The sequence below is a fragment of the Kitasatospora sp. NPDC048407 genome, from assembly GCF_043200475.1.
Classification (GTDB): Bacteria; Actinomycetota; Actinomycetes; order Streptomycetales; family Streptomycetaceae; genus Kitasatospora.
Genome location: NZ_JBICXW010000009.1, coordinates 90,059 through 115,962 on the forward strand (window position 1 = coordinate 90,059; position 25,904 = coordinate 115,962).

General features: G+C 71.2%; 27 protein-coding genes. 19 read left to right on the plus strand and 8 right to left on the minus strand.

Annotated elements, in window-relative coordinates:
- Nucleotides 1–90: 90 nt before the first annotated feature.
- From ACGFWJ_RS18615 to ACGFWJ_RS18670, 12 genes are all read left to right on the plus strand, one after another.
- Nucleotides 91–1,422 (plus strand): glycosyltransferase family 4 protein, encoded by a 1,332-nt coding sequence (locus tag ACGFWJ_RS18615; protein ID WP_392950704.1) that lies wholly within the window; start codon nt 91–93, stop codon nt 1,420–1,422.
- Between the two features lie 279 nt (nt 1,423–1,701).
- Nucleotides 1,702–2,124, plus strand: a complete 423-nt coding sequence (locus ACGFWJ_RS18620; RefSeq protein WP_387637286.1) for a hypothetical protein — start codon at nt 1,702–1,704, stop codon at nt 2,122–2,124.
- Between the two features lie 279 nt (nt 2,125–2,403).
- Nucleotides 2,404–3,216 (plus strand): F0F1 ATP synthase subunit A, encoded by an 813-nt coding sequence (gene atpB, locus ACGFWJ_RS18625; protein WP_387637284.1) that lies wholly within the window; start codon nt 2,404–2,406, stop codon nt 3,214–3,216.
- A gap of 81 nt (nt 3,217–3,297) precedes the next feature.
- A complete protein-coding gene (gene atpE, locus ACGFWJ_RS18630; protein ID WP_100588007.1) occupies nt 3,298–3,528 on the plus strand; it encodes an ATP synthase F0 subunit C in 231 nt (76 codons plus the stop codon).
- Between the two features lie 41 nt (nt 3,529–3,569).
- Complete coding sequence (locus tag ACGFWJ_RS18635; RefSeq protein ID WP_387637282.1) at nt 3,570–4,127, plus strand: F0F1 ATP synthase subunit B; 558 nt, start codon at nt 3,570–3,572, stop codon at nt 4,125–4,127.
- Entirely contained in the window at nt 4,124–4,939 is an 816-nt protein-coding gene (locus ACGFWJ_RS18640) for a F0F1 ATP synthase subunit delta (protein ID WP_392950708.1), read from the plus strand. The genes ACGFWJ_RS18635 and ACGFWJ_RS18640 overlap by 4 nt, the downstream gene beginning before the upstream one ends.
- A 154-nt stretch (nt 4,940–5,093) precedes the next feature.
- Nucleotides 5,094–6,668 (plus strand): F0F1 ATP synthase subunit alpha, encoded by a 1,575-nt coding sequence (gene atpA / locus ACGFWJ_RS18645; RefSeq protein ID WP_043916035.1) that lies wholly within the window; start codon nt 5,094–5,096, stop codon nt 6,666–6,668.
- Between the two features lie 32 nt (nt 6,669–6,700).
- Complete coding sequence (locus ACGFWJ_RS18650) at nt 6,701–7,615, plus strand: F0F1 ATP synthase subunit gamma (RefSeq protein ID WP_387637276.1); 915 nt, start codon at nt 6,701–6,703, stop codon at nt 7,613–7,615.
- Between the two features lies 1 nt (nt 7,616).
- Nucleotides 7,617–9,059: a F0F1 ATP synthase subunit beta gene (atpD, locus tag ACGFWJ_RS18655; protein ID WP_387637273.1), complete on the plus strand. Its 1,443-nt coding sequence runs from the start codon at nt 7,617–7,619 to the stop codon at nt 9,057–9,059.
- Nucleotides 9,060–9,278: 219 nt separating this feature from the next.
- Complete coding sequence (locus ACGFWJ_RS18660; RefSeq protein ID WP_387637270.1) at nt 9,279–9,662, plus strand: F0F1 ATP synthase subunit epsilon; 384 nt, start codon at nt 9,279–9,281, stop codon at nt 9,660–9,662.
- A 127-nt stretch (nt 9,663–9,789) separates the two neighbouring features.
- A complete protein-coding gene (locus ACGFWJ_RS18665; RefSeq protein WP_392950713.1) occupies nt 9,790–10,290 on the plus strand; it encodes a DUF2550 domain-containing protein in 501 nt (166 codons plus the stop codon).
- Between the two features lie 115 nt (nt 10,291–10,405).
- Entirely contained in the window at nt 10,406–10,978 is a 573-nt protein-coding gene (locus ACGFWJ_RS18670; protein WP_387637265.1) for a cob(I)yrinic acid a,c-diamide adenosyltransferase, read from the plus strand.
- 7 nt (nt 10,979–10,985) lie between these two features.
- On the opposite strand, the gene ACGFWJ_RS18675 is transcribed toward ACGFWJ_RS18670, so the two are convergent.
- Complete coding sequence (locus tag ACGFWJ_RS18675) at nt 10,986–11,525, minus strand: hypothetical protein (protein WP_392950716.1); 540 nt, start codon at nt 11,523–11,525, stop codon at nt 10,986–10,988.
- Nucleotides 11,526–11,648: 123 nt separating this feature from the next.
- On the opposite strand from ACGFWJ_RS18675, the gene ACGFWJ_RS18680 reads away from it, so the two are divergent.
- From ACGFWJ_RS18680 to ACGFWJ_RS18695, 4 genes are all read left to right on the plus strand, one after another.
- Complete coding sequence (locus ACGFWJ_RS18680) at nt 11,649–12,839, plus strand: sensor histidine kinase (RefSeq protein ID WP_392950718.1); 1,191 nt, start codon at nt 11,649–11,651, stop codon at nt 12,837–12,839.
- On the plus strand, nt 12,836–13,492 hold the full coding sequence (locus ACGFWJ_RS18685; RefSeq protein ID WP_392950721.1) for a response regulator: 657 nt from the start codon (nt 12,836–12,838) through the stop codon (nt 13,490–13,492). Before ACGFWJ_RS18680 ends, ACGFWJ_RS18685 begins: the two co-directional genes overlap by 4 nt.
- Nucleotides 13,493–14,031: 539 nt before the next feature.
- A complete protein-coding gene (locus tag ACGFWJ_RS18690; RefSeq protein ID WP_387638841.1) occupies nt 14,032–14,346 on the plus strand; it encodes an STAS domain-containing protein in 315 nt (104 codons plus the stop codon).
- A gap of 381 nt (nt 14,347–14,727) precedes the next feature.
- Nucleotides 14,728–16,791, plus strand: a complete 2,064-nt coding sequence (locus tag ACGFWJ_RS18695) for an ATP-binding protein (RefSeq protein WP_392950724.1) — start codon at nt 14,728–14,730, stop codon at nt 16,789–16,791.
- Here the strand turns inward: ACGFWJ_RS18695 and ACGFWJ_RS18700 are convergent.
- The 3 genes from ACGFWJ_RS18700 to nucS form a co-directional block, all read right to left on the minus strand.
- A complete protein-coding gene (locus ACGFWJ_RS18700; RefSeq protein WP_392950727.1) occupies nt 16,788–17,978 on the minus strand; it encodes a nucleotidyl transferase AbiEii/AbiGii toxin family protein in 1,191 nt (396 codons plus the stop codon). The two genes, ACGFWJ_RS18695 and ACGFWJ_RS18700, sit on opposite strands and share 4 nt — an antisense overlap.
- A gap of 13 nt (nt 17,979–17,991) precedes the next feature.
- Nucleotides 17,992–18,639: a hypothetical protein gene (locus tag ACGFWJ_RS18705; RefSeq protein ID WP_392950729.1), complete on the minus strand. Its 648-nt coding sequence runs from the start codon at nt 18,637–18,639 to the stop codon at nt 17,992–17,994.
- 63 nt (nt 18,640–18,702) lie between these two features.
- Nucleotides 18,703–19,362, minus strand: a complete 660-nt coding sequence (gene nucS / locus ACGFWJ_RS18710) for an endonuclease NucS (RefSeq protein WP_387637246.1) — start codon at nt 19,360–19,362, stop codon at nt 18,703–18,705.
- A gap of 535 nt (nt 19,363–19,897) precedes the next feature.
- Here nucS and ACGFWJ_RS18715 point away from each other — a divergent pair.
- A complete protein-coding gene (locus ACGFWJ_RS18715; protein ID WP_387865438.1) occupies nt 19,898–20,290 on the plus strand; it encodes an SCO5389 family protein in 393 nt (130 codons plus the stop codon).
- Nucleotides 20,291–20,356: 66 nt separating this feature from the next.
- Here ACGFWJ_RS18715 and ACGFWJ_RS18720 read toward each other — a convergent pair whose 3' ends face one another.
- Nucleotides 20,357–21,481, minus strand: coding sequence for an LLM class flavin-dependent oxidoreductase (locus tag ACGFWJ_RS18720; protein ID WP_392950970.1), 1,125 nt, complete (start codon nt 21,479–21,481; stop codon nt 20,357–20,359).
- A gap of 409 nt (nt 21,482–21,890) precedes the next feature.
- Here ACGFWJ_RS18720 and ACGFWJ_RS18725 point away from each other — a divergent pair, with 409 nt between their 5' ends.
- The gene (locus ACGFWJ_RS18725; RefSeq protein ID WP_392950733.1) at nt 21,891–22,205 is read left to right on the plus strand and encodes an ATP/GTP-binding protein; all 315 of its coding nucleotides are present in this window, start codon (nt 21,891–21,893) and stop codon (nt 22,203–22,205) included.
- 7 nt (nt 22,206–22,212) lie between these two features.
- On the opposite strand, the gene ACGFWJ_RS18730 is transcribed toward ACGFWJ_RS18725, so the two are convergent.
- Nucleotides 22,213–22,980, minus strand: coding sequence for an ABC transporter permease (locus ACGFWJ_RS18730; RefSeq protein WP_392950735.1), 768 nt, complete (start codon nt 22,978–22,980; stop codon nt 22,213–22,215).
- Between the two features lies 1 nt (nt 22,981).
- On the minus strand, nt 22,982–23,977 hold the full coding sequence (locus ACGFWJ_RS18735) for an ABC transporter ATP-binding protein (RefSeq protein ID WP_387637235.1): 996 nt from the start codon (nt 23,975–23,977) through the stop codon (nt 22,982–22,984).
- 95 nt (nt 23,978–24,072) lie between these two features.
- On the opposite strand from ACGFWJ_RS18735, the gene ACGFWJ_RS18740 reads away from it, so the two are divergent.
- Nucleotides 24,073–24,876 (plus strand): alpha/beta fold hydrolase, encoded by an 804-nt coding sequence (locus ACGFWJ_RS18740; RefSeq protein ID WP_392950738.1) that lies wholly within the window; start codon nt 24,073–24,075, stop codon nt 24,874–24,876.
- Nucleotides 24,877–24,959: 83 nt separating this feature from the next.
- Here the strand turns inward: ACGFWJ_RS18740 and ACGFWJ_RS18745 are convergent, their stop codons facing one another.
- Entirely contained in the window at nt 24,960–25,889 is a 930-nt protein-coding gene (locus tag ACGFWJ_RS18745) for a cellulose-binding protein (protein WP_387637230.1), read from the minus strand.
- Between the last annotated feature and the right edge of the window lie 15 nt (nt 25,890–25,904).

Consider the following 25,904-nt stretch of genomic DNA (forward strand, 5'->3'; position numbering starts at 1 on the left):
TGTGCACCGTGGCGACGCACCTCGAACCCCGAACCTGCGCGGGAGTACCCTGCGTACTCGTCCGTCGGACCGTGACCCTGGAGGCCAGTGGTGCGTGAGTATCTGCTGGTCCTGTTCGTCTCGGCGGCAGTGACCTACCTGCTGGTGGCCCCGGTGCGGAAGTTCGCGATCGCCGCCGGCGCCATGCCCGCGGTGCGGGCGCGTGACGTGCACCGCGAACCGACCCCGCGGCTCGGCGGCATCGCGATGTTCGGCGGCCTGCTGGCCGGCCTGCTGGCGGCGTCCCAACTCACCAACCTGGGGCGGCTGTTCGTACAGAGCGCGGACGTCAAGGCGCTGCTGTCCGGGGCCGGGATCATGTTCGTGCTGGGCGTCCTGGACGACAAGTGGGGCGTGGACGCGCTGGTGAAGCTCGGCGGTCAGATGATCGCGGCCGGCGTGATGGTGTGGCAGGGCGTCACGGTGATCTCCATCCCGGTGCCCGGCTACGGCACGGTCACCTTCACCCCCACCCAGGGCATGCTGATCTCCGTCACGCTGGTGGTCGTGATGGTGAACGCGGTGAACTTCATCGACGGCCTGGACGGCCTGGCGGCGGGCATGGTGTGCATCGCCGCGATCGCGTTCTTCCTGTACTCGTACCGGCTCTGGCTGGGCTACGGGATCAACGACGCCGCTCCCGCCGCGCTGTTCACCGCCGTGCTGATCGGCATGTGCCTGGGCTTCCTGCCGCACAACCTGCACCCGGCGCGGATCTTCATGGGCGACTCCGGCTCGATGATGCTGGGCCTGATGCTGGCCGTCGCCGCGATCTCCATCACCGGCCGCGTCGACCCCGACCTGATCTCGGCCCGGACCGGTTCGCAGACCAGCGCCGTGCACGCCCTGGTGCCGATCTACATCCCGCTGATCCTGCCGCTGACGGTGATCGCGCTGCCGCTGGCGGACCTGCTGCTGGCCGTGGTGCGCCGCACCTGGGCGGGCAAGTCGCCGTTCGCGGCGGACAAGCAGCACCTGCACCACCGGCTGCTGGAGGTCGGGCACTCGCACAGCCGGGCCGTGCTGATCATGTACTTCTGGGCCGCGCTGATCGCCTTCGGTACCGTCGCGGTCTCGATCACCAACACCGGCCGCACGGTCGTCCTGACCATGGCGGGCCTGTGCCTGGTGGGCCTCGCGGTGCTGCTGATGCCGCGCTTCAAGCCGCGCGCCCCGAAGGCCGTTCAGCCGTTCGTGCCGCCCCGCTACCGCAGCAGCGAGCGGGCCGCCGGGCCGGATTCCGTGGAGGGTGCTAAGGACGCCGCCGAGGACGCCTCCGAGGTGCCCGCGATGGCCGAGCTGTCGGCCGAGGACAAGGCCCTGCTGGGGCGGATCGGAACGGGGGCGACGGCGTCCGGCCGGCGGGACGAGCGGCAGTCCTGACGCGGTGTCAACTCCCGTTGGGCCGTTCGGATACACCCGTTCGGCGGCACTCGTGGGCCGATGGTGTGACAGGTGCCACACGTTCATGGTAAAGCTCTCATCAAATAGTTTGTGATACCGTTCACGAGTACCGAGAACACGCCGAAAGACCTGACATGGAGGACTTCCGTCCCTGGTCGGTCTCCCTCGACGGGCTCCGCACTCAGTGGTGGTCCGCGGCGTGGTTCTCGTCCTTGTACCTCTGCCCCTTGCCACCGACATGCCGCCGGAGCTGCCGACATGCCGTCCCACGACGCCCGGATCCTCCGTGGCGCCGCAATCCCCACTGCGGCCGCCGGAGTGATCGCCATGGCGATCTCCTTCGCCGTTGCCCAGGGGAAGGGCCTGCTCGGCGCCCTGCTGGCAACGGTGGTGGTGATCGGTTTCTTCGGATTCGGCCAGGTCGCACTCGACCGGCTGACCCGGAACAATCCGCAGATGATGATGGCGGCAGCGCTGCTGGTCTACACCACGCAGATCCTGCTGATCGGCATTCTGCTGGCAGTCGCCAAGCACCTCTCGTTCTTCGACCACAAGGTCTTCGGTTTCACCCTGCTCGGGCTCGCGATCATCTGGACGGCGTTCCAGGTGCGCGGCTGGCTCAGGGCGAAGACCTTCTACGTGGAACCCGACGGCAAGTCGAAATCCGGGCGTCAACCGTGAGTGGGGCACACCGTCCCCCTCGCGAGGGGGGCGGTGTTTATGCCCTCCTGACGGGCTGCTATCGTCCGTCCCAACGGCGGAGTGCGGGATGCGGCCAGGTCCCTCCGGGAATCGGACGGATCGCCCCCCAACTCCACGAAGCTTTCGAAGATCCCGTGGCGTGGATATGCGCCGCGCAGGGTCCGCGAGAAATCCAACTAGTTCCAGTGCCGCACCGTGGCCGCAGGCCACGCCGACACACCGAGGTTGCCGTAACCATGCGTCAGAACGAAGGAGTCTGTGGTGGGTGCTGACGTCCAGCTCGCCTCCGAGGCCGGTTGCCACCTGAACTCCGGCTGCGGCTTCCCGGCCCCCGGCCTGAACGAGTTCGACTTCAAGCCGATCTTCTCGATCGGTAGCGTCGACTTCACCAAGCCGATGCTGCTGTCGATCATCTGCGCACTCCTGGTGGTCGGCTTCTTCTGGGCCGCGTTCGCCAAGCCGAAGCTGCTCCCGGGCAAGCTCCAGCTGGTCGGCGAGATCGGGTACGACTTCGTCAAGCGGAGCATCGTGCTCGAGACGATCGGCAAAAAGGGCGAGAAGTACGTCCCGATGCTGGTCTCGATGTTCTTCTTCGTGTGGATCATGAACATCATGTCCATCATCCCGTTCGCCCAGTTCCCGGTGATGTCGCGCATCGCGTTCCCGGTCGGGCTCGCGGCGATCGTGTGGATCACCTACATGACGCTGACCTTCAAGAAGCACGGCTTCGTCGGCGGTATGAAGAACCTCTGCTGGCCGTCGGGCATCCCCGGCTGGGTCATGTTCATCCTGGTGCCGATCGAGTTCTTCTCGAACATCTTCGTGCGCCCCTTCACCCTCGCGGTCCGAGCCTTCGCGAACATGTTCGCCGGTCACCTGCTGATCGTCGTCTTCTCGGTGGCCTCGTGGTACCTGCTGAGCCCCAGCATCGGCGCCCTGTACGGCTCGGTGTCCTTCGTGGTGGCCGTCGGTCTGACCGGTTTCGAGCTGCTGGTGCAGTTCCTGCAGGCGTACATCTTCGTGATGCTCGCCAGCAGCTACATCGCCGGTGCCCTGGAAGAGGCGCACTGAGCCCCGCGGCCCCGGCCGCGCCCCTGAACTCCCGGTGGCCAACACCCACCGGTATCCCATCCCCGCAAAGGATTAGCTGAGATGTCCGCTCTCGCCGCTGGTGTGTCCGGTTCCGTTGCTTCCATCGGCTACGGCCTCGCTGCGATCGGCCCCGGCATCGGTGTCGGTCTGATCTTCGGTAACGGCGTGCAGGCGATGGCCCGTCAGCCCGAGGCTGCCGGCCTGATCCGCTCCAACATGTTCATCGGCTTCGCCCTGACCGAGGCCCTCGCCCTGATCGGCATCGTCATGCCGTTCGTCTACGGCCAGTGAGCCAGGCGCACCGGTAGTCAATTCCGACGAAAGGTTCTGATATGACCCCCGAGGTTCTCCTCGCGGCTGAAGAGAAGATGAACCCTCTTCTCCCCGCGTGGCCCGAGGTCATCATCGGCCTGCTCTGCTTCTTCATCGTCTTCGGTCTTCTCGGCAAGAAGCTCCTCCCCAGCATCGAGAAGGTGCTGGAGGAGCGCCGCGACTCCATCGAAGGCGGCATGAAGCGCGCGGAGACCGCTCAGGCCGAGGCCCAGGCCCTGCTGGAGCAGTACCGTGCCGAGCTGGCCGAGGCGCGTCACGAGGCCGCTCGGATCACCGAGCACGCCCGTGAGCAGGGCGCTGTCCTGATCGCCGAGATGCGCGAGGAGGGCCAGCGTCAGCGCGAGGCCATCGTCGCCGCCGGCCACGCGCAGATCGACGCCGACAAGAAGCAGGCGACCGCCGCCCTGCGCCAGGACGTGGGCTCGCTGGCCTCCCAGCTGGCCTCCCGCATCGTCGGTGAGTCCCTGGAGGACCACGCCCGCCAGAGCGGTGTCATCGACCGCTTCCTGGACGAGCTGGAGTCCAAGGCCGCCGCTGCCCAGGGTGCGTCCAAGTGATCGGCGCGAGCCGTGAGGCCCTCGCCGCCGGTCGCGGGAACCTCGAGAGCCTGACCGACAACACTTCGGTGGACGCGGCCAAGCTCGCCGAGGAACTCGCCGCCGTCACCGTGCTGCTGGACCGTGAGGTCTCGCTGCGCCGCGTGCTGACCGACCCGTCGCGGTCCGGTGAGGACAAGGCCCAGCTGGTCGCCTCGCTGCTGGCCGGTCAGGTCTCCGGCGAGACCGTCGACCTGGTCTCCGGCCTGGTCCGCTCGCGCTGGTCCGGTTCGCGTGACCTGGCCGACGCGGCCGAGCAGTTGACCGCGTACGCCGAGGTCATCGCCGCCGACAAGGCGGGCGCGCTGGACGATGTCGAGGACGAGCTGTTCCGGTTCGGCCGGGTGGTGGCGGGCTCGCACGAGCTGCGCGCCGCGCTGACCGAGCCGAAGGCCGACAAGGCCGCCAAGACGGCGCTGATCCGCAAGCTGCTCGGCGGCAAGGCCAACGCGGGCACCGTCCGCCTGGTCACCAGCCTGGTCACCGCCCCCCGGGGCCGTAGCCTGGAAGGCGGCCTGGAGTCCTACTCCAAGCTCGCCGCCTCCCGGCGTGGCCGCGTGGTGGCCCTGGTCACCAGCGCTGTGCCGCTGTCGGACCGCCAGAAGGAGCGGCTCGCCGCTGCGCTGGCCGGCCTGCACGGCCGTCCGGTGCACCTGAACATCGACGTGGACCCCGAGGTCCAGGGCGGTGTCCGGGTGCAGATCGGCGACGAGATCATCGACGGCACCGTCGCGAGCCGCCTCGAAGGCGCTCGCCAGGGCCTCGAAGGCTGAGCACCAGCACTATCCGACCCTCGGTCGGGCGTCGGTCCACACCAGGTGGGCCGGCAAAACGTACGGCCGGTTCACCCGACCCGGCCGAGAGTCGAGCACTTGCGGCCCTCAATGGCGGGCCGAGGATCGCAAACTAGGAGAGCAGGGAAGCCTGATGGCGGAGCTTACGATCCGTCCGGAGGAGATCCGGGACGCGCTGGCCGACTTTGTCCAGTCGTACCAGCCGGACGCCGCTTCTGTGGAAGAGGTCGGCAAGGTCACTGACGCGGCGGACGGCATCGCGCATGTCGAGGGCCTGCCCTCGGTCATGGCGAACGAGCTGCTGAAGTTCGAGGACGGCACGCTCGGCCTCGCGCTGAACCTCGACACCCGCGAGATCGGTGTCGTCATCCTCGGTGAGTTCGGCGGCATCGAAGAGGGCCAGACCGTGCGCCGCACCGGCGAGGTCCTCTCGGTTCCGGTCGGCGACGGCTACCTCGGCCGCGTCGTGGACCCGCTGGGCAACCCGATCGACGGCCTGGGCGACATCGCCTCCACCGGCCGCCGTGCCCTGGAGCTGCAGGCCCCCGGCGTCATGGCCCGCAAGTCGGTCAAGCAGCCGCTGCAGACCGGCATCAAGGCCATCGACGCGATGACCCCGATCGGCCGCGGCCAGCGCCAGCTGATCATTGGTGACCGTCAGACCGGCAAGACCGCGGTCGCCGTCGACACCATCATCAACCAGCGCGACAACTGGCGCTCGGGCGACCCGGAGAAGCAGGTCCGCTGCATCTACGTCGCCGTTGGCCAGAAGGGCTCCACCATCGCGTCCGTCCGCGGCGCCCTGGAGGAGGCCGGCGCGCTGGAGTACACCACGATCGTGGCTGCTCCCGCCTCCGACCCGGCCGGCTTCAAGTACCTCGCCCCGTACACCGGTTCGGCCATCGGCCAGGAGTGGATGTACGACGGCAAGCACGTCCTCATCGTCTTCGACGACCTGTCGAAGCAGGCCGAGGCCTACCGCTCCGTCTCCCTGCTGCTGCGCCGCCCGCCGGGCCGCGAGGCCTACCCGGGTGACGTCTTCTACCTGCACTCCCGCCTGCTGGAGCGCTGCGCCAAGCTGAACGACGCCCTCGGCGGCGGCTCGATGACCGGTCTGCCGATCATCGAGACCAAGGCCAACGACGTCTCGGCGTACATCCCGACCAACGTCATCTCCATCACCGACGGCCAGTGCTTCCTGGAGTCCGACCTGTTCAACGCCGGCATCCGCCCGGCCGTGAACGTCGGTATCTCGGTCTCCCGCGTCGGTGGCTCCGCCCAGATCAAGGCCATGAAGTCGGTCGCCGGCCGCCTGCGCCTGGACCTGGCCCAGTACCGCGAGCTGGAGGCGTTCGCCGCCTTCGGTTCCGACCTGGACGCGGCCTCCAAGGCCCAGCTGGAGCGCGGTGCGCGCATGGTCGAGCTGCTGAAGCAGGGCCAGTACCAGCCGTTCGCGGTCGAGGACCAGGTCGTCTCGATCTGGGCCGGCACCACCGGCAAGCTGGACGACGTCCCGGTCGCCGAGATCCGTCGCTTCGAGCGCGAGTTCCTCGACCACCTGCGCCTGGAGCACAAGGGCATCCTGACCGGCATCGCCGAGACCCAGAAGCTCGAGGACGGCACCATCGACGCGCTGACCGCGGCGATCACCTCGTTCAAGCAGGGTTACACCACGGCGGACGGCAAGCTGCTCTCCGAGCAGGCCTGAGTCCGGTAGCGAGGGAAAGGACGTAACGACCCATGGGAGCACAGCTTCGGGTCTACAAGCGCCGCATCCGCTCCGTCACCGCGACGAAGAAGATCACCAAGGCGATGGAGATGATCTCCGCGTCGCGCATCGTCAAGGCGCAGCGCGCGGTGGCCGCCTCCACCCCGTACGCCGATGAGCTCACCCGTGCGGTGACCGCGGTGGCCACCCGGTCCAACGCGAAGCACCCGCTGACCACCGAGAACCCGAACGCCACCCGCGCCGCCGTGCTTGTGATCACGGCGGACCGCGGTCTGGCGGGCGGCTACTCGACCAACGCCATCAAGCAGTCGCTGGCGCTCGCCGCCCGCCTCCGCGAAGAAGGCAAGGAAGTGGTCACGTACATCGTCGGCCGCAAGGGCGTCGGGTACTACGGGTTCCGCAACCTCGCGGTCGCGAACTCGTGGACGGGCTTCTCGGACAAGCCGACCTACGGGGACGCGAAGACCGTCGCGGCGGACCTCATCGAGGCCTTCACCGCGGAGACCGGTGGCGTGGACGAGCTGCACCTGGTGTCGACCGAGTTCGTGTCGATGCTGACGCAGACGGCCGTGGACCGGCGCCTGCTGCCGCTGAAGCTCGACGAGGTCGAGCTCAGCGACAAGTCGCCGGCGAAGAACCAGATCTTCCCGCTGTACGACTTCGAACCGTCGGCCGAAGGCGTCCTCGACGCCCTGCTGCCGCGGTACGTCGAGAGCCGGATCTACAACGCTCTCCTGCAGTCGGCCGCCTCCGAGCACGCCGCCCGCCGGCGTGCGATGAAGAGCGCGACGGACAACGCCGGCGAGCTCATCAAGTCGCTCACGCGGCTTGCCAACTCGGCCCGTCAGGCCGAGATCACCCAGGAAATCAGCGAGATCGTGGGCGGCGCGAACGCGCTGGCCGACGCTAGCGCGGGGAGCGAATGATATGACCACCACTGTTGAGACCACGGCGACGGGCCGCGTCGCGCGGGTCATCGGCCCGGTCGTCGACGTGGAGTTCCCCGTCGACGCTATTCCGGACATGTACAACGCCCTGCACGTCGAGGTGGACAACCCCGACGGCACCGGCAAGAAGACCCTGACCCTCGAGGTTGCCCAGCACCTCGGCGACGGCCTGGTCCGCGGCATCTCGATGCAGCCGACCGACGGCCTGGTCCGCGGCTCGCAGGTCACCGACACCGGTTCGGCGATCTCCGTCCCGGTCGGCCAGATCACCAAGGGCAAGGTCTTCAACGCCCTCGGTGAGGTGCTGAACGTCGACAAGGCCGAGTTCGAGGCCTCCGTCGAGGTCAAGTGGCCGATCCACCGCAAGGCCCCGAACTTCTCCGAGCTCGAGTCGAAGACCGAGATGTTCGAGACCGGCATCAAGGTCATCGACCTGCTCACCCCGTACGTCCAGGGTGGCAAGATCGGTCTGTTCGGTGGTGCCGGTGTCGGCAAGACCGTTCTGATCCAGGAGATGATCTACCGCGTCGCCGAGAACTTCGGTGGTGTGTCGGTGTTCGCCGGTGTCGGTGAGCGCACCCGTGAGGGCAACGACCTCATCGACGAGATGGTCGACTCGGGCGTTCTGGACAAGACCGCGCTGGTCTTCGGCCAGATGGACGAGCCGCCGGGCACCCGTCTGCGCGTCGCGCTCTCCGCGCTGACCATGGCGGAGTACTTCCGCGACGTCGAGAAGCAGGACGTGCTCCTCTTCATCGACAACATCTTCCGGTTCACCCAGGCCGGTTCCGAGGTGTCGACCCTGCTCGGCCGTATGCCCTCCGCGGTGGGTTACCAGCCGAACCTGGCCGACGAGATGGGCCTCCTGCAGGAGCGCATCACCTCGACCCGCGGTCACTCGATCACCTCGATGCAGGCGATCTACGTCCCCGCGGACGACCTGACCGACCCGGCGCCGGCCACCACCTTCGCCCACCTGGACGCGACCACCGTTCTGTCGCGCCCGATCTCGGAGAAGGGCATCTACCCGGCCGTCGACCCGCTGGACTCCACGTCCCGCATCCTCGACCCGCGGTACATCGCGCAGACCCACTACGACACGGCCATCCGTATCAAGGGGATCCTGCAGAAGTACAAGGACCTGCAGGACATCATCGCGATCCTCGGTATCGACGAGCTGTCCGAGGAAGACAAGATCACGGTGCAGCGTGCCCGCCGCATCGAGCGCTTCCTCTCGCAGAACACCTACGTGGCGAAGCAGTTCACCGGTGTCGAGGGCTCGACCGTCCCGCTGTCGGAGACCATCGAGGCCTTCAACGCCATCGCGGACGGCAAGTACGACCACGTCCCGGAGCAGGCCTTCTTCATGTGCGGTGGCATCGATGACCTCGAGCGCAACGCCGCCGAGCTGCTGAAGAAGTAACCGCAGACCGGTCGCACGGCAGACCCAACCGTTGAGGGGTGGTTCCCGGCTCTCGTCGGGGGCCACCCCTCAACGCTGGAAGTGCTGTGATCCCGGTCATTTACGGGCCCTTGGTTTCGTTCCGGGGGCGCGTGACCGTTATTCTTACCGAAACTGCCGAGAGCTCAGCCGCCCGTTCGCCCGGGTGGCCGGGCCCCGGCGAGAGCCAAGGAGCCCACGTTGGCTGAGCTGCACGTCGAGCTGGTCGCAGCCGACCGCAAGGTGTGGTCCGGTGCGGCCACCATCGTTGTTGCCCGTACGGCCTCCGGCGACACCGGCATCATGCCGGGTCACACCCCGGTGCTGAGCGTGCTGGAGACCGGCCCGGTCACCATCCGCACCGTCTCCGAGGGCACGATCGTCGCCGCGGTGCACGGTGGCTTTATCTCGTTCGCCGACAACAAGCTGTCGATCCTCGCCGAGATCGCCGAGCTGGCCGACGAGATCGACGTCGCCCGCGCCGAGCGCGCGCTGGAGAACGCCCGGAACGAGGCCGACGCGCACGCCGAGCGTCGCGCCGAGGTCCGGCTGGTCGCCGCCGGCGGCCTGAAGGCGCACCACTGAGCCTGGTCTCAGCGACGGTCCCGGGGACGCTTGTAGCGTGTCCTCGGGACTGTCGTATCAGTTGGTAGGAATGGGTGGCCGCGCAAGGCCGCCAACGGGGATGAAGGCAGCGAGGAGGTAGGTGAGCGTGGTCCTCGCCCTTGTGGTGTGCGCGTCGGTAGTGGTCCTCGCCCTCGCGGGCCTGGTCGGCTTCGCGGTACGCCGCCGCCTCATCCAGCGGGTGGGCGGCACCTTCGACTGCTCCTACCGCTTGAAAATGCCGGCGGACGCCTCCACGCAGCCGGATCTCGACGAGAACGGCCAACCCACCTCGGCCCCGGTCCCACAGACCGACGGCAAGGGGTGGGTTTTTGGTATCGGCCGGTACAGCGGCGACTCCATCGAGTGGTTCCGGGTGTTCTCCTACGCGCCCCGGCCGCGACGGGTCCTCCCGCGCACCGAGATCGAGGTGCTGGGCCGCCGCTACCCGCAGGGGCAGGAAGAACTCGCCCTGCTCTCCGGCTCCGTGGTGCTGCGCTGCCTGCACCGGGGCGCGCCGCTGGAGCTCGCGATGAGCGACGACGCGCTGACCGGCTTCCTGGCCTGGCTGGAGGCCGCCCCGCCCGGGCAGAGGGTCAACGTCGCCTGATTTCCCGGGTGCTTGATCTCCCGGGTGCTTGATCTCCCGGATGCCTGATTCGGCGTCAGGAGAGCGTGACGCGGCTCGCGTCCACCCGCTCCGACGTGCGCGCTAGGCTGCGGGCATGGTGAACCTGACGCGCATCTACACCCGCACCGGGGACGACGGCACGACCGCGCTCGGCGACATGAGCCGGACCACCAAGACCGACCCGCGACTGATCGCGTACGCCGACACCAACGAGGCCAATGCCGCGATCGGCGTGGCGCTGGCCGCCGGGGCGCTGGACGGCGAGCTGGTGACGGTGCTGACCCGGATCCAGAACGACCTGTTCGACGTGGGCGCGGACCTGGCGACGCCGATCGTCGAGGACCCCAAGTACCCGCCGCTGCGGGTCGAGCAGTCGTACATCGACCGGCTGGAGGGGGACTGCGACCGGTTCCTGGAGGAGCTGGAGAAGCTGCGCAGCTTCATCCTGCCCGGCGGCACCCCCGGCGCCGCGTACCTGCACCTGGCGTGCACCGTGGTGCGGCGGGCCGAGCGGGCCACCTGGGCGGCGATCGAGGCGCACGGGGACAACATCAACCCGCTGACCGCGAAGTACCTGAACCGGCTGTCCGACCTGCTGTTCATCCTGGCCCGCACCGCCAACAAGGAGCGCGGCGACGTGCTGTGGGTGCCCGGCGAGAACCGCTGACGCCTGGTCATCCGGTCTGCTCGGGCCGCTTGGGGAAGACCGTGTAGCTGGCGGCGATGACGAGGTTGATGCCGACCACCAGCGCCATCCGCGGGTACCAGGAATCCAGCCGCGCGGTGCGCGCGGCGTCGCCGACCAGCCACTGGACGGCGGCGATCAGCGCCACCGTGACGGCCGAGGCCAGCAGCGTCAGCAGGAACACGCCCCACTCGTAACGGGCCCTCGGCGCACCGTACTTGGGCGCGCCGGGCGGCTTGGGGCCGCCGGCCAGCCGGTGCGCGGCGTGGCCGTCGGCCCAGCGGACCATGCGGTGGCCGTAGGCGATCGAGAAGCCGACGTAGGCGGCGGCCAGGCCGTGCGTCCAGTCGGCGGTGGCGCCGCCGCGCAGGTCGGCGACGGTGGCGCCGAGAATCACCAGATCGACCACCGGCAGCAGCGCCAGCAGCGCCAGGCCGGTGCGGCGCAGGCGCAGCGCGTAGCGGGCCAGCAGCCCCGCCGCCAGTACGACCCAGAAGCCGGCCTCGCCGGCCACGATCAGGGAAACCATGCTTCGATCCTTCCCGCACCCGGGCGGGCCGTCATCGTCCGGCCAGTGGAGTGGCGTGTCAGCCGTTCGTCGGACGGCGGGTCCTCCGAGGGGTCGTTCCGGCCGGTGGGGAGGAGTGCTGGGATGGGTCGGGTGAGACTCTCCGAACGCGGGCAGGACATGGCCATCGCCCTGGCCGGGCTGCTGGGCGGCCTGCTGTTGATCTCGGTCGGCGCGTACGACCGGCGGCCCGAGTGGTCGGCGTGGGTGTCGGTGCTGCCGTTGGTGGCGATGGCCGGGCTGTCGCTGGTGCGGCGCCGGTGGACGGTGTGGACGGTCAGCGTCGGCGGCGTGGTGTTCGGCGTCGCCGTGTACCTCGGCTCGCTGGTGCCGACGATGCTGCTGTACACCGACCTGCTGTACGCGGCGGTGCTGTACGGCCCGCCCCGGATGAGCCGGGTCCTGCAGCTGTCCGGCGCCGCCACCACCGTGGTGCTGACGGGGCTGACGTGGCAGTACGCCTCGCTGCCCGAGGCGCTGCTGGTCGCCGTGTTCTGCGGGCTGATCTTCCTCTCCCCGGTGTGGACGGCCGACCTGCTGCGGCGGCACCGGGAGGTCGCCGAGACGGAGCGGCTGCGGGCCGAGCAGACCGCGCTGCTGGCCGAGTTGGACCGGCGCGGCGCGGTGGTCTCCGAACGGGCCCGGATGGCCCGCGAGTTGCACGACGTGATCGCCAACCACCTGTCGGCGATCGCCATCCACGCCACCGGCGCGCAGGCGGTGGCGCGCCGTCAGGCACGGGAGGCGGACGAGCCGTTGGTGGAGGCGCTCGCGGTGATCCGGGAGAACAGCGTGCAGGGCCTCGCCGAGATGCGTCGGATGATCGGACTGCTGCGCGAGGCCACACCCGAAGAGCCCTACGCCGCACCGCGGTTGACCGCCGTCGACGTGCTGCTGGAGCAGGCCGGGGCGGCCGGGCGGTCGGCCGGGCTGCGGTTCGAGGCCGAGCAGCAGGGCGAGGCGGTCGAGCTGCCCGCGCCGGTCGAACTGGCCGCGTACCGGATCGTCCAGGAGTCGCTGACCAACGCCGTCAAGCACGCCGCACCCGGCTCCGTCCGGCTCTGTATCCGGTACGGGGAGCGGGAGTTGGAGATCACCGTGGAGTCCGCGTACCGGGAGGGCGAGGGCCGGGCGGTGCCCGGGGCGAAGGCCGGGCTGGTCGGCATGGGCGAGCGGGCGCAACTGCTCGGCGGCGCGTTCGACGCCGGGCCGGACGGGCGGACGTGGCGGGTCCGGGCGGTGCTGCCGCGGACGGCGAGCGGGGAGCGGGAATGATCCGGGTACTGGTGGCGGAGGACCAGGCGGCCGTCCGGGCCGCGCTGGTGATGATCCTGCGGGCCGAGGCCGACCTCCAGGTGGTCGGCGAGGCCGCGGACGGCGAACAGGCCGTCCGGATGGCGCTGGAGCTGCGGCCGGACGTCGTCCTGATGGACGTCCAGATGCCCCGGCTGGACGGCGTCGCCGCGACCCGGCAGGTGGTGGAGGCCGGGGCGGCGCAGGTGCTGGTCCTCACCACCTTCGACCTGGACGAGTACGTGTGGGGCGCGCTGCGGGCCGGCGCCGCCGGGTTCCTGCTCAAGGACCTGGAGGCGGACACCCTGGTCGAGGGCATCCGCACGGTCGCCCGCGGCGACGGCATGCTCGCGCCGTCCGTCACCCGGCGGCTGATCACGTCCTTCGCCAAGTCGCCGGCTCCGGCGCCGGACTCCGGTGCGCTGCTGGACGGGCTGACGCCGAAGGAGCGGGAGGTGCTCGGCTGCCTCGGGGCCGGCCTGTCCAACGCGGAGATCGCGCACCGGCTCGGGACGGCGGAGGCCACCACCAAGACGCACGTCAGCCGGATCCTCGCGAAGCTCGGGCTGCGCAGCCGGGTGCAGGCGGCGATCCTCGCGCAGGAGCGGGGAGTGCCCGTTCCCGGGGAGCGGTGACGGGGCCGGTGTGACGGAGTTCGTCCGGCGGGGTCTGTGTGGCGGAGCGGTTCCGTGGGAGGGGCGCAGATCACACCTGTTCCGGTGCAGATCACACTGCCGGAACGCACCACGGAACGCGTGCTCCTACTAGAGTCCGGCGCAGAGCGATGTGGCTCCCGCCGGGCGGTCGGTGCCGCCCCGGCACGGGCGGCCCTCGGCGTGCCCCCGGGAGGACCAGATGACCGTACGACCAGCTCTCTAGCGGCGCCCGCACCCGCCGGGTGAGTTTGCTCACGGAGCACCCCGCAGACGGGTGATTTGGGCGGTTATCGAGCGTAAGTACCAGGTGTACCTGCGTATATTCCCTCGGACGGGTGAAGTTGAGGGACAGTCCGCCGGGTGACAGCAACCTGCGGAACTGGTTGGCCGTCAGATTCAGCAAGGGCCGGTGCACAACCGGCCCGAAACATGTCGCGGTCGGTCCTTGGGGAACGGGACGGGCGGCAGGGCGCAACGCGGCGGACGAGCAACGGCACACGGCCGAGGAGGAGGACAGCGTGCGCATCACCGGCGACCACACCGGACTGGCCATCGAAGGGCGGCTCGACGTGCGCAGCGCCGCCGACGCCAAGGCGCGGTTGCACGCGGCGGTCGACGGCGGAGAGGGCGACTTCGTCCTCGACCTCTGCCGGCTCGAGTCCTGGGACGCGACCGGACTCGGCGTCATCATGGGCACCCACCGCCGGGCCGGGCGGGCCGGGCGACGGCTCGTCCTGCGGGAGGTGCCGGTGCAGCTCCAGCGGCTGCTGGTGGCTACGCGGCTGCACCGGATTCTGGCGGTGGAGGGGGCGGCGCTTCCCGCGATGGGGTAGTGGCGGGCCCGACCGCTGGGGCGCGAGTACGGGCAAGTCATTGTGCGGTGGCGCGATCTTGTGGTGGGGTGCGTTCCCCCTCGCGCGGTTCCACCCCCTCGGCTTCGCCCGGGGGTACCCCCAGCGCCCCTGGTTTCCCATCGCTACCCGGTGTGTTGACCCGGTTCGGTCATGTGGGACAGTCTCCGGTCAGGTGTCCGAGTGGCGGGGAGCAACGACGTGGGTCAGCCGAGCGGGGAATTCCGGGGGGACGGGGTACGCCCGCGGGGTGGGGAACTGGTCAGCGGTGAGCGGCTGGTGGTGGTCGGGGGGCCGGAGGGGTCGGAGGCGCGGCGCTGTCCGGACGAGTGGTTGCCGCAGCCGCGGCGCATACGCGGGTTGGTGCAGGCGCGGCCGGAGTTGGGGCCGAGTCCGGCGGTGGGGCCGCTCGCGTTGGGGGCCGGGCCGGGGGATCTGCCGCTGCTGGACCGCGACGGTGACATCGAGGCCGTGATCGGGCAGCTCCGGGAGGGGCGTTCGGTGCGGCTGGTCGGGCAGTCCGGCTCGGGCCGTTCCGCGTTGCTGGCGGCGGTCGCCGAGGCGGCGGGGGAGTTGGCGCCGGACGGCGTGGTGCGGCTGAGCGGCTACCGCAGGACGTCCGCCGATCTGTTGCAGGACCTGTTCGCGACGACGCATCAGGCGCCGGACTTCCGTCCGGACCGGGAGCAGTTGGTCGAACTGCTGGCCGGGGTCGCCGCGGTGGTGGTGATCGACGATCTGGAACCGTCCGGCGAGGAGTTGGAGGAGCTGCTGGCGCTGGCCCCCGAGTGCGCGTTCCTGGTCAGTACGGCGCCGGACGCGCCGCCGTCGCCGCCCGGTTCGCGGTTGCGGGACCACCTGGTGGCGGGTCTGTCCCGGCCGGCGTGTCTGACGCTCGCGGCGCGGCTGGCGGGCCGTCAGCTGGACGAGGCCGAGCGGGCCTGGGCGGTGGACCTGTGGTTCGAGTCGGAGGGCCTGCCACTGCGGTTCGTCCGGGCGGCGGCGCTGGTGCGGCAGCGGGACGTCGCGGTGGACGCGCTGGTCGCCGCGCAGGAGGACCGGCGGAGCGTCTTCGGCTTCGTGAAGGAGTACGAACTCCCCAGCGATCCGGCCGAGTTGGAGGCCGAGCTGCGGGCCGGGGTGCCGTTGCCGTCGGTCGGTGAGAGTGCCGCGCCGGCCCGGCTGCTGGTGCAGGGCCTGAGCGAACCGGCCCGGCGGGTGCTGCGGCTGGCGCTGGCGCTGAACGGGGAGTGCCCGACCGCGCCGCACCTGCCCGCGCTGATCGACGTCGGTCTCGGCGAGAGCGCGCTGCAGGAACTGGTGGACAACGGCCTGGCGGTGTCGGTGGGCGGACACCACCGGCTCACCGAAGGCGTGCTCGCCGCGCTGCTGCCCGAACTCGAGGCCGACGCGCACGGGCAGCCCGCCCCGTTCGCCCCCGGCGGCGTCGCGCACGGCGCGGCCGAACACCTGTCCTGGTGGGTCGGGCACGCCTCGGTGACGACCCGCCAGGTCGCCGCCGAGGCCGAGGTGATCCTCGCGGTACTGGCGGCCGAACGGGACGCCGACCGCCCAGAGCAGGTGCTGCGGCTGGCCCGGGCCGCCGCGCCCGCGCTCGCCCTGTCGCTGCGCTGGGGCGCCTGGGAGCGGGCCCTGCAACTCGGCCTGGAGGCCGCCCGGATGCTCGGGGCGGACGCCGAACAGGGCTGGTTCCACCACGAGTTGGGCGTGTACGCGCTGTGCGTCGGCAACTCGCAGCGGGCCGTCGCCGAACTGGAGGCCGCGCTCGCGCTGCGCGTCGCCGGCGGCGACCAGCGCGGTGGCGCGGTCGGGCGGCGGATGCTCGACCTGATCCGGCTGGAGGAGACCGCGGCGATCACCGCCGGCACCGGCGAAACCCCGTCGGACCGCGGCCGGCGCACCATCCGCGCGATCGCCCAGGTGCCGGCCCGGCTGCGCAAGCGGGCTCCCGCCGGGGCCCGGAAGACCGTTCTGGCCGCGAGTGCCGCTGTGATGGCGCTCGGCGTGCTCGGCACCGCGATCGGCGTCGCCGTCAGCAGCGAGGACAGCCCCGCAGGCAAGCAGCCCGGCAACTCCGCGGACGACATCGTCCCGGACCCGGGCGCCACCACCAGCCCCCGGCCCAGCACCAGCCCGCGGCCGTCGGCGAGCGACAGCGCGACGCCGTCCGACAGCCCGTCGGAGACGGCGAGCGGCAGTCCCTCCAGCAGTCACCGGCCGAGCGGCAGCGCGAGCAGTACGAAGCCGAGCGCCACGACGAGCACCACCAAGTCGTCGTCCCCGCCGACGAGTTCGTCCCCGCAGCCCACCAAGTCGTCCACCCAGTCGTCCTCCCCGTCGCCCAGTACCTCGTCCAGCGCCTCGCCGTCGGACAGCCCGTCCCCGTCGAACAGCGCGGTGGGCTAGCCCCGGAGCCAAGCCTCGACAGTTTCCGGGTCCAGGTTGCCGCGAGCCGCCGATCCGGCGTGCCCGGCCCAGGTCGGGCAGCCGAGCATGGCCGCGCCGAGGTGTTCGGGGGCGGCCGCGCCGAGGGCCTCGGCGGTGAGGCGGTAGGCGAGCGGGAGCGTCGCCCGGCGGTCGGCCAGCCAAGCCTGGGTGGCGGCGAGGCCCTGTTCGGCGTGCAGGCGGCGCAGGGGCACGAGCCAGCCCTCGCGCCACCAGGTGGCGAGCTCGGCGGCGGGGACTTCGGCGAAGGTCGGGGCGAGGGCGTCGGCCAGGCGTCGGGTGTGGTCGGACTCCTCGCCGGCCAGCCGCGGGTACTCGGTGGCGAAGTTCGGCCAGTCGGTCTCGGTGAGCACGTCGTCCAGGCCGATCGGGTGCTCGGCGTAGTGGGCGATGTCGGTCGCGAAGACATCCCGCAGTACCTGGTAGCGCAGGCGGGTGGAACCGGCCAGCAGGGCCGCGTCGTACAGATCCTTGCCCTGCGGGTCGCTGTCGGTGGCGAGCCAGAGGAGTTTCCAGGCGAGCGAGAGCTCCCGCCCGGCGACGTTCAGCACCGTGCCGGGGGCGACCTCCAGGGGCTCGGCGGGGACGGGCAGCTCCTCGTTGAAGACGAAGTCGAGCTGGACGGTGCCGCCGGGCAGGCCGTCGGTCTCCCAGCTGAACAGCAGGCGGCGGCCGGGGGCCCGCTCGTACGTCCAGATGTCCTCGCTGACGGTCCGCTCGGGCAGGAAGCGGACCGGGCCGGTCGAGGCGGCGACGGTGCGGGTGAGGTCGTCGAACAGGTCCTCGGTGCGCGGGTCGTCGAGCATCCAGTCGGCGGGGGTGATGACGAAGTCGAGGTCGCCGGGCTCGCGGGCGGCGTCGCCGAACCAGGCCTTCAGCACCACCGAGCCGCGCAGCACCAGGTGGTCGGACCGGCCGGAGGCGGCGACGGCGGCCAGGACGGTGTCCATCGCGGTGCGGCGGGCCGCGTACCAGGCGGCGGAGAGGGCCGGGTCGGTGAACTGCGGGTCGCCGGCGCGGTAGGCGTTGGCGAACTGGATCAGGGCCGGGTCGTAGATCTCGGCCTGGGTGGCCCGCGGGTCGTCGATCGGCAGGAATGTGCGGGGCCAGTTGTCACGGGCCTGCGGCAGCATGCGGGGGTCGGACATGGGTCCTCCTCGGTCAGGCGGTGGTCGGGGCGTCGTCGAGCCAGCCGGAGTCCAGCGCGAGCGCCGAGTCGTGGACCACGTACTCGCGGGTGACCTTCAGCGGCGGGAAGCCGGCGGCGGTCAGGGCGGCGGTGAGGCGGTCGAGGTGCCGGCCGGCGGTGGTCAGGCCGAGGCGGTGGCAGCGCTGGGTGACGAAGTACTGGCGGTGGCCGCCGGGTTCGGTGCGACGGGCGTTCCAGGAGACGTGGGCGTGGTGGCCGTCGGCGGCCCGGGCCAGGGCGTCGCGGGGGACGTCCGGGGCCAGCCGGACCTTCACGTGGTGCTCGAAGTAGCGGGCGGGGTCGGCCTGTTCGGCTTCCGCGTCGGTGCCGGGGACGCCCGGGGTCCAGGGGGCGGCCTCGATCTTCACCCGGACCGGGGTGAACCCGGCGGCCCGCAGCCGGGCCGCTTCGGCGGCGGCGCGGTGGTGCTGGGCGGCCAGGGTGCCGTCGCTCTGCCAGGACAGCATCGGCTGCGAGGGGTGCCGGCCGCGGGCCAGCAGGATGTGGGTGAACTCCAGGCCGTTCGCGGCCGCCCAGTCGGCGAGCGCCTCGGCCTCGGCCGGGGCCAGCGTGAGATGGGTCTCGTACCGGCCGACCTGGTCAGCGCTTCGAACGGGCATGCGGTGATCTTGGCAGGCGGGCGCGGAGGGCGGCCCGCCGGGGTCCGCCGGGGCCCGTCGGGGTCAGAACAGCTTGAGCTTGTCGTCGTCGATGCCGCGCAGCTCGTCGTAGTCGAGGACGACGCAGCCGATGCCGCGGTCGGTGGCGAGGACGCGGGCCTGCGGCTTGATCTCCTGGGCGGCGAAGATGCCCTTGACCGGGGCCAGCAGCGGGTCGCGGTTGAGCAGGTCGAGGTAGCGGGTGAGCTGCTCGACGCCGTCGATCTCGCCGCGGCGCTTGATCTCGACGGCGACGGTGGCGCCGTCGGAGTCGCGGCAGAGGATGTCGACGGGACCGATCGCGGTGGGGTACTCGCGGCGGATCAGCTGCCAGCCGGTGCCGAGGACCTCCATCCGGTCGGCGAGCAGTTCCTGCAGGTGGGCCTCGACGCCGTCCTTGACCAGGCCGGGGTCGACGCCGAGCTCGTGGCTGGAGTCGTGGTGGACGTCCTCCAGCGTGATGATCAGCTTCTCGCCGGCCTTGTTGGTGACCGTCCACACCCCCTCGGTCTCCTTCAGGGAGCACGGCGGGGACATCCAGTTCAGCGGCTTGTAGGCCCGGTCGTCGGCGTGGATGCTGACGCTCCCGTCGGCCTTCACGATCACCAGGCGCACGGCGGAGGGCAGATGTGCAGCGAGGCGGCCCGCGTAGTCCACGGTGCACTTGGCGATTACAAGACGCATGGGGACAAGCCTACGGCCCGCCGGGAGTGCCCCCGTCCCTGTTCGATTTTGGAGGGGCGCGGGGACGGGGCGTGCGGTGGGGGAGGTGCGCCGGCGTGCAGTGGGTCGAGGGGGCGTGATTCCTGAGACAGGCGGCTGTCCGGAGGGGCCCTCGGGGGCCGTTTGAAGCGAGTGTCCGCACAGTGGGTGTGGGCCGGGCGGGAGGGGCGAAACATGGTGACCGCACGGCCACCGGCGGTGAGCCGTGCCAGCTCGGCACAGAGGGTCGGTGCACAACTGATTCCGGCCAATCTCGGCCTCGGCACGGCGATTCGGGCGGCAATCCCCGGATTCTCCAGCCGGGTCCGGGAAGGACTGACACGCTGGTTGAACCCCTGGCCAGGACCTCGACGTACGCGGCGTCACCCCCAGCCCGCCGCGCCGTCGGTATTCGAACATCGCGCGCGGTTCACCGCACGTCCGTCCAATGCACCCTCAGCACACCGGTACGACCGCCCCGTCGAATCCGCCGGGGCGGACCGTGAGAGGAGAACCCATGTCGCTCGACGTCTCACCGGCCCTGTTGGAGAAGGCCGAACGAGGCGAGGTCGACGAGCGGGAGTTCGTCGACTGTGTCCGCACCTCGCTGCCCTACGCCTGGGACATGATCAGCTCGCTGGTGGCCCAACTCAAGGTCGACGGAACCGACTTCGCCGACAACGAGGTCCCCCCGCCGAGCGAGCAGGAGCGCGGACAGCTGCTCCGGGCGCTGGCCAGCGATGCCATCCGCGGAGCCCTGCAGCGCCACTTCGGCGTCCAGCTGGCCTTCCAGAACTGCCACCGGGTCGCGGTCTTCGCCCCCGGCCCCGACACCGACGAGCGGCTCGCCCGCTTCACCTCGGTCCGCGCCCAACTGCTCAACCAGTCGCCGGAGTTGCGCGACTGCTGAGCCCCGACACGCCCGAGCGCGGGTCGCCCCGGTCCCCATCGGACGGGGCGGCCCGCGGGTGCGGTCTCAGCGCAGCTGCGGCAGCACCTCGTCGCCGATCCGGTCCAGGTTGTGCAGCGTCGCCGCGGTGTCCCCGGAGCCCTCGGCGAGCAGCGCGAAACGCCGGATTCCGGTGCTCTCCGCCGTCGCCTTCAGCCGGTCCGCGCACTGCCGGGGCGTGCCCACCGCGTGCAGGTCGCACAGCAGCTCGGTGTACGCCCGAGGGTCGCGCATCGAGCGCTCCCGGCCGTCCACCGTGCGGTGCGCGCCCAGCCCGTACGCGAAGAAGTCCGGCATCGCCCGCAGCAGGCTGGCCCGGGCCGCGCCCGCCCGGTCGTCGACCTGCACCACGCCCGCCGCGACGTGCTCCCGCTCCACCCGGGACAGGCCCTCCTCGCCGCGCCCCGCGGCCCGCCAGGCCGCCCGGTAGGCGGCCAGCATGTCCCGCTTGTCCTCGTCGCCCGAGTGCATGCCCAGCAGCATCGGCAGACCCCGCTCGGCGGCCGTCCGCACCCCCGCCGGGGAGGTGCACGCCATCACCACCGGCGGGCCCGACTGCGCCTGCTGTGCGGGCTCCTGGCGCTGCCGCGGAATCACCGCGGTGGTGGTGGCGGCCCCGTCCAGGCCCAGCCAGCCCGTCAGGTCCGACCGCCGGGCCGGTTCGGCGGCCCGCGGCACCACCGCCACCTCGGGGAAGTCGAAGTGCGGCCCCGAGCCGCCCACCCGGGCCCCGCGCAGCCAGCGCAGCAACAGGTCCAGCCGCTCCGGGTAGCCCTGCTCGTACGCCTCCAGGCCGCCGCCGAACACCGCCAGGTCGATCCACGGCCCGCCCCGGCCCACGCCCAGCGTGAACCGGCCGCCGGACGTCAGGTGCAGCAGCGCCGCCTGCTCGCCCAGCGCCACCGGGTGCTTGGTGCTCAGCACGCTGACGGCGGTGCCCACCCCGATCCGCCGGGTGCGGCCCAGCAGCATCGCCGCGAGCGTCGCAGCGTCCGGGCAGACCCCGTACGGCACGAAATGGTGCTCGGCCAGCCACACCGCGTCCAGGCCCACCCGTTCCGCGGCCAGCGCCGCCGAGACGGTCCGGTCCAGCGCCTCGCCGTGGCTCTGCCCCGGGAACTGTGCGGACAGCAGGAACGCGCCGACCCGGATCGCGTCCGTATCGGCGCCCCGCGAGGGCTCCGGGGCCGGCTGCGCGGCCGGTGCCACCCCTCGGCCGGCCCGCCGCTGCTGCTCGGCGGATCGGGAGTGGCGGCGGGCGGTGGTCTTCGTCATGCGGTGTGCCTCCTCGGTGCGCGCAGGGTTCGCGGGCCCCGCCGTGTCACCTCGTGAGTAACCCATGTCATGTGCCAATGGCACGCCGAACCCTCAATTTGCCCAAGGGAAGGGTGGATTACCGTCGAATCGCTGAAGCCGGACGGGGATCCATGCTAGTGGCGCACGAGGGGCCGGTGTGGCCGCCGAGACCCCCGGGAGACAGCGGATGGGAGCCTGTCCGTCCGGCGCCGGCGCGGTGGCCCGTACCCTTGGAGGACAACGCGCCGGAACGAGGGGTAGTCACGTGTCACCGCGACGCAATCGGATCCAGAAGCCCGAGGGCGGCGAGAGCGCCGCACCGATGGGCGGTGGGCTGCGGCGGGTGGAGTCGTACCGGGGCGAGGACTGGATCGTGCAGACCGTGGCCGGGACGGCGGGGCGGTTCTACCGGTGCCCGGGGTGCGATCAGGAGATCCCGCCGGGCGTCGGGCACGTGGTGGCGTGGCCGGATCACGGCAGTGGGGTGGACGACCGGCGGCACTGGCACCGGGCGTGCTGGGGAGCGCGGGAGCGCCGCGGCTCCAACCTGTTGCGGGGCCGCGGCGCTCCGAGGTACTGACGGCGGGTCAGGCGTCGCGCCGCTTCAGCACCAGGTAGCCGCCGAGCAGGGCGGCCGCCGCCCAGGCCGCGCAGATCGCCAGGCCCGTCCACGGGCCGTACGGGTGGTCGGAGGTCTGGTGGACCTGGAAGGCCGCCGAGCCCGCGCGGTCCGGGAAGTACCGGGCCACGTTCTCCACCTTGGGGACGATCGACAGGATCGGCGAGACCAGCAGCAGGAACGGGACCAGGATGCCCAGCGACAGCACCTGGTTGCGCAGCATCATGGTGACGCCGATCGAGAACAGGCACAGCAGCGTCAGGTAGCAGGCCGCGCCGAACACCGCCCGCAGCACGTCGGGTTGGCCGAGATCGGTGTTGTACTGGCCGAGCGCCGCCTGGCCGAGGAAGAAGGCGGCGAACACCGTCGCCAGCGAGACCAGCAGCGCGAGGACGCCCAGCACCGCCGTCTTCGCCCCCATCAGGGGGCCGCGCTGCGGGACGGCCGCCAGCGACACCCGGATCATGCCGCTGGCGTACTCGTTGCCGACCGCCAGCACGCCGAACACCACGATCGCCAGCGCGCCGAGCGTGATCCCGGCGAGCGAGGTGGTCGTCGGGTCGAACGGGTTCCGGTTGTGCTCGGTGAACTGGACGAAGTTCAGTCGGGTGAGCAGCGAGATCACGAAGCCCATCACGACCACCACCAGGAACGTGGCGACCAGCGTCCACACGGTGGAGCGGATGGTGCGGACCTTGGTCCACTCGGACTGCAGGACGGCGGGGAACGCGGCCATCTCAACTCTCCTTTCCGGCCCGGCGGGCATCCCAGTCGGCGCCCCACGCGGGCTGCTGTTGCTGCGGCGGGGGCGGGGTGGTGCCGGCCTCGGGGACGTCGGTGCGGTACTCCACGGAGTCCGCGGTCATCTGCATGAACGCCTCTTCCAGCGAGGCCTGTTGGGGGCTCAGCTCGTGCAGCGTGACGCCGTGCGCGGCGGCCAGGTCGCCGAGGAACACCGGGTCGCCGTCGACCACCTCCCAGGCCCCGTCCGGGCCCGGCTCGGCGGTCAGGCCGGCGCCGCGCAGCGCGTCCAGCAGCTGCTCCGGCTGCGGGGTGCGCAGGCGCACCGAGGAGCGCGAGTTCCGCTTGATGAACTCGGCCATCGGCAGGTCCGCCAGCAGCCGGCCGCGGCCGATCACCACCAGGTGGTCGGCGGTCAGCGCCATCTCGCTCATCAGGTGCGAGGAGACGAACACCGTGCGGCCCTCGGCGGCCAGCGACTTCATCAGCCGGCGGATCCACACGATGCCCTCGGGGTCGAGCCCGTTCACCGGTTCGTCGAACATCAGGATCTTCGGGTCGCCGAGCAGTGCCGAGGCGATGCCCAGGCGCTGGCCCATGCCCAGCGAGAACCCCCGGGCGCGCTTCTTCGCGACGGCGGTCAGGCCGACCAGTTCGAGCACCTGGTCCACGCGTTCGCGCGGGATCCGGTTCGACTGCGCCATCCACAGCAGGTGGTTGTAGGCGGTCCGCCCGGGGTGCGCGCCCTTCGCCTCCAGCAGCGCGCCGATCTCGCGCAGCGGGTCCTGGACGGAGGCGTAACTGCGGCCGTCGATGGTGACTTCGCCGGCGGTGGGCCGGTCCAGGTCGAGGATCATCCGCATCGTGGTGGACTTGCCGGCGCCGTTCGGGCCGAGGAATCCGGTGACCACGCCCTCCGGGATCCGGAAGCTCAGATCGTCCACGGCCAACTTGTCGCCATAACGCTTCGTCAGGTGGTGCAACTCGATCATGTGCCACTCCTTGGTCTGGGGCCAGGGTAGGGCAGAAGTGGATTAATCGGGCGATCGTCGTCCGGGGCGCGGCGCCCGGGGCCTACGGTGGAGCCATGACCTCCCCCAGCGCGCCGGTCGTTCGCGCGAACGGCACCGGCACCCCGCTCGTCCTACTGCACGCCTTCCCGCTCTCCGCGCGCATGTGGGAAGGACAACTGGAACGCGTACCCGGTCCGGCCGGGGACGATGCGTGGGTGGTCGCGCCGGACCAGCGCGGCTTCGGCACCGCCCCGCTCGGCGAGGAACCGCCGTCGCTGGACACCGCCGCCGACGACCTGGTGCACCTGCTGGACGAACTCGGCATCGACCAGGCCGTGCTCGGTGGCCTGTCCATGGGCGGCTACGTGGCGATGGCCTTCGCCCGCCGCCACCCCGAACGGCTGGCCGGCCTGATCCTCGCCGACACCAAGGCCACCCCCGACACCGACGCCGCCCGCGCCAACCGCGAACGCATCGCCACCACCGTCCTCGAACGCGGCAGCGTCGACCTGCTGAACGAGGAGAACACCGCGGAGAACCTGCTCGCCCCCGGCACCGACCCCGAACTCACCGACGCCGTCCGGCAGATGATCGCCGAGGCCGACCCGGCCGCGATCGCCTGGGCGCAGCGCGCGATGGCCGCCCGCCCCGACTCGCTGGAGGTGCTGGCCGCGCTGGAGGTGCCCGCCGCCGTCATCGTCGGCGAACTCGACACCGTCACCCCGCTCGCCGAGGCCCGGATGATGGCGGACGCCCTGCACGACGCCGAACTGACGGTCATTCCGGCGGTCGGCCACCTGTCCTCGCTGGAGGCCCCCGAGACCTTCAACGCCGCCGTCCGCTCCTTCCTCAAGCGCCTCAAGCTGCACGGCTCCTGACACGCCGAAAGGGCCCGGAGGAGGCAAGCTCCTCCGGGCCCTTTGCGACTGTTCTCAGCGGGCTGCCCCTCGCGGGGCCGCCGTCAGCGCGACTGCTGCGCCGGAACGCCCAGCGAGTCGTCGTTCGGCATCGTGGCCGCGGCGACCGCCGCACCGGTCAGGGTGGCCAGCATCTCGCGGACGTTGGTCAGCTGCGCGTTGATCGAGTCGCGGCGGTTGGTGAGCGCCGCCAGCTCGCGCTCCGACTCGCTGCGGACCCGGTCGGCCTTCGCGTTGGCGTCGGCCACGATGTCCTCGGCCTGGCGCTGCGCCGTCTCGATGGTCTGACGGGAGCGGCGCTCGGCGTCGGTGCGCAGCTTCTCCGCCTCCAGGCGGAGCTGCTCGGCGCGGTGCTCGATCTCGGCGAGGCGCTTCTCCGCCTTGGCCTGACGGGCCGCCAGGTCGCGCTCGGACTGCTCCCGGCGCTTGGCCAGGTTGGTCTCGAACTCCAGGGCGGCCTGCGCGGCCTTGGTGCGGGTCTCCTCGAAGAGGGCGTCCGCCTCCTCGCGCTTGTTCTGCGCGTCCTTGTTGGCCTCGGCGCGCAGCTGCGCCGCGTCCGACTTCGCCTTGTCGACGATGCGCAGGCCCTCGTCCTCCGCCTTGGCCTTGCGGTCCTTGGCGTAGTTCTCGGCCTCGGTGCGGACCTGCTGCGCCGCGGCCTCGGCCAGCTCGCGGTGCTGCTCGGCGGCGCGGTGCGCCTCGTCGCGCAGGTCCTTCGCCTCCTCCTCGGCGAGACGGAGGATCTTCTCGACGCGGGCGCCGAGACCGGCGTAGGAGGGCTCCGCCTCGGTGACCGCGGCCTGCGCGGTCTGGGTCTCCAGGTGGAGTTCCTCGATGCGCTTCTCCAGCGCGCTGATCCGGGAAAGCGCGCTGTCTCGGTCGGCCACCAGCTTGGCGATCCGCTCGTCGACCTGGGCGCGCTCGTACCCACGGCGTACCAGGTCGAAGCCGTGCGGGGAGTGACTGTCGCTCATGGGATTTCTGGGCTT

Coding starts and splice junctions, on each gene's coding strand:
- ACGFWJ_RS18620 (WP_387637286.1), top strand. CDS start 1,702: ATGCCGTCCCACGACGCCCGGATCCTCCGTGGCGCCGCAATCCCCACT.
- atpE (WP_100588007.1), top strand. CDS start 3,298: ATGTCCGCTCTCGCCGCTGGTGTGTCCGGTTCCGTTGCTTCCATCGGC.
- ACGFWJ_RS18635 (WP_387637282.1), top strand. CDS start 3,570: ATGACCCCCGAGGTTCTCCTCGCGGCTGAAGAGAAGATGAACCCTCTT.
- atpA (WP_043916035.1), top strand. CDS start 5,094: ATGGCGGAGCTTACGATCCGTCCGGAGGAGATCCGGGACGCGCTGGCC.
- ACGFWJ_RS18650 (WP_387637276.1), top strand. CDS start 6,701: ATGGGAGCACAGCTTCGGGTCTACAAGCGCCGCATCCGCTCCGTCACC.
- atpD (WP_387637273.1), top strand. CDS start 7,617: ATGACCACCACTGTTGAGACCACGGCGACGGGCCGCGTCGCGCGGGTC.
- ACGFWJ_RS18670 (WP_387637265.1), top strand. CDS start 10,406: ATGGTGAACCTGACGCGCATCTACACCCGCACCGGGGACGACGGCACG.
- ACGFWJ_RS18675 (WP_392950716.1), bottom strand. CDS start 11,525: ATGGTTTCCCTGATCGTGGCCGGCGAGGCCGGCTTCTGGGTCGTACTG.
- ACGFWJ_RS18680 (WP_392950718.1), top strand. CDS start 11,649: ATGGGTCGGGTGAGACTCTCCGAACGCGGGCAGGACATGGCCATCGCC.
- ACGFWJ_RS18685 (WP_392950721.1), top strand. CDS start 12,836: ATGATCCGGGTACTGGTGGCGGAGGACCAGGCGGCCGTCCGGGCCGCG.
- ACGFWJ_RS18700 (WP_392950727.1), bottom strand. CDS start 17,978: ATGTCCGACCCCCGCATGCTGCCGCAGGCCCGTGACAACTGGCCCCGC.
- ACGFWJ_RS18705 (WP_392950729.1), bottom strand. CDS start 18,639: ATGCCCGTTCGAAGCGCTGACCAGGTCGGCCGGTACGAGACCCATCTC.
- nucS (WP_387637246.1), bottom strand. CDS start 19,362: ATGCGTCTTGTAATCGCCAAGTGCACCGTGGACTACGCGGGCCGCCTC.
- ACGFWJ_RS18715 (WP_387865438.1), top strand. CDS start 19,898: ATGTCGCTCGACGTCTCACCGGCCCTGTTGGAGAAGGCCGAACGAGGC.
- ACGFWJ_RS18730 (WP_392950735.1), bottom strand. CDS start 22,980: ATGGCCGCGTTCCCCGCCGTCCTGCAGTCCGAGTGGACCAAGGTCCGC.
- ACGFWJ_RS18735 (WP_387637235.1), bottom strand. CDS start 23,977: ATGATCGAGTTGCACCACCTGACGAAGCGTTATGGCGACAAGTTGGCC.
- ACGFWJ_RS18740 (WP_392950738.1), top strand. CDS start 24,073: ATGACCTCCCCCAGCGCGCCGGTCGTTCGCGCGAACGGCACCGGCACC.
- ACGFWJ_RS18745 (WP_387637230.1), bottom strand. CDS start 25,889: ATGAGCGACAGTCACTCCCCGCACGGCTTCGACCTGGTACGCCGTGGG.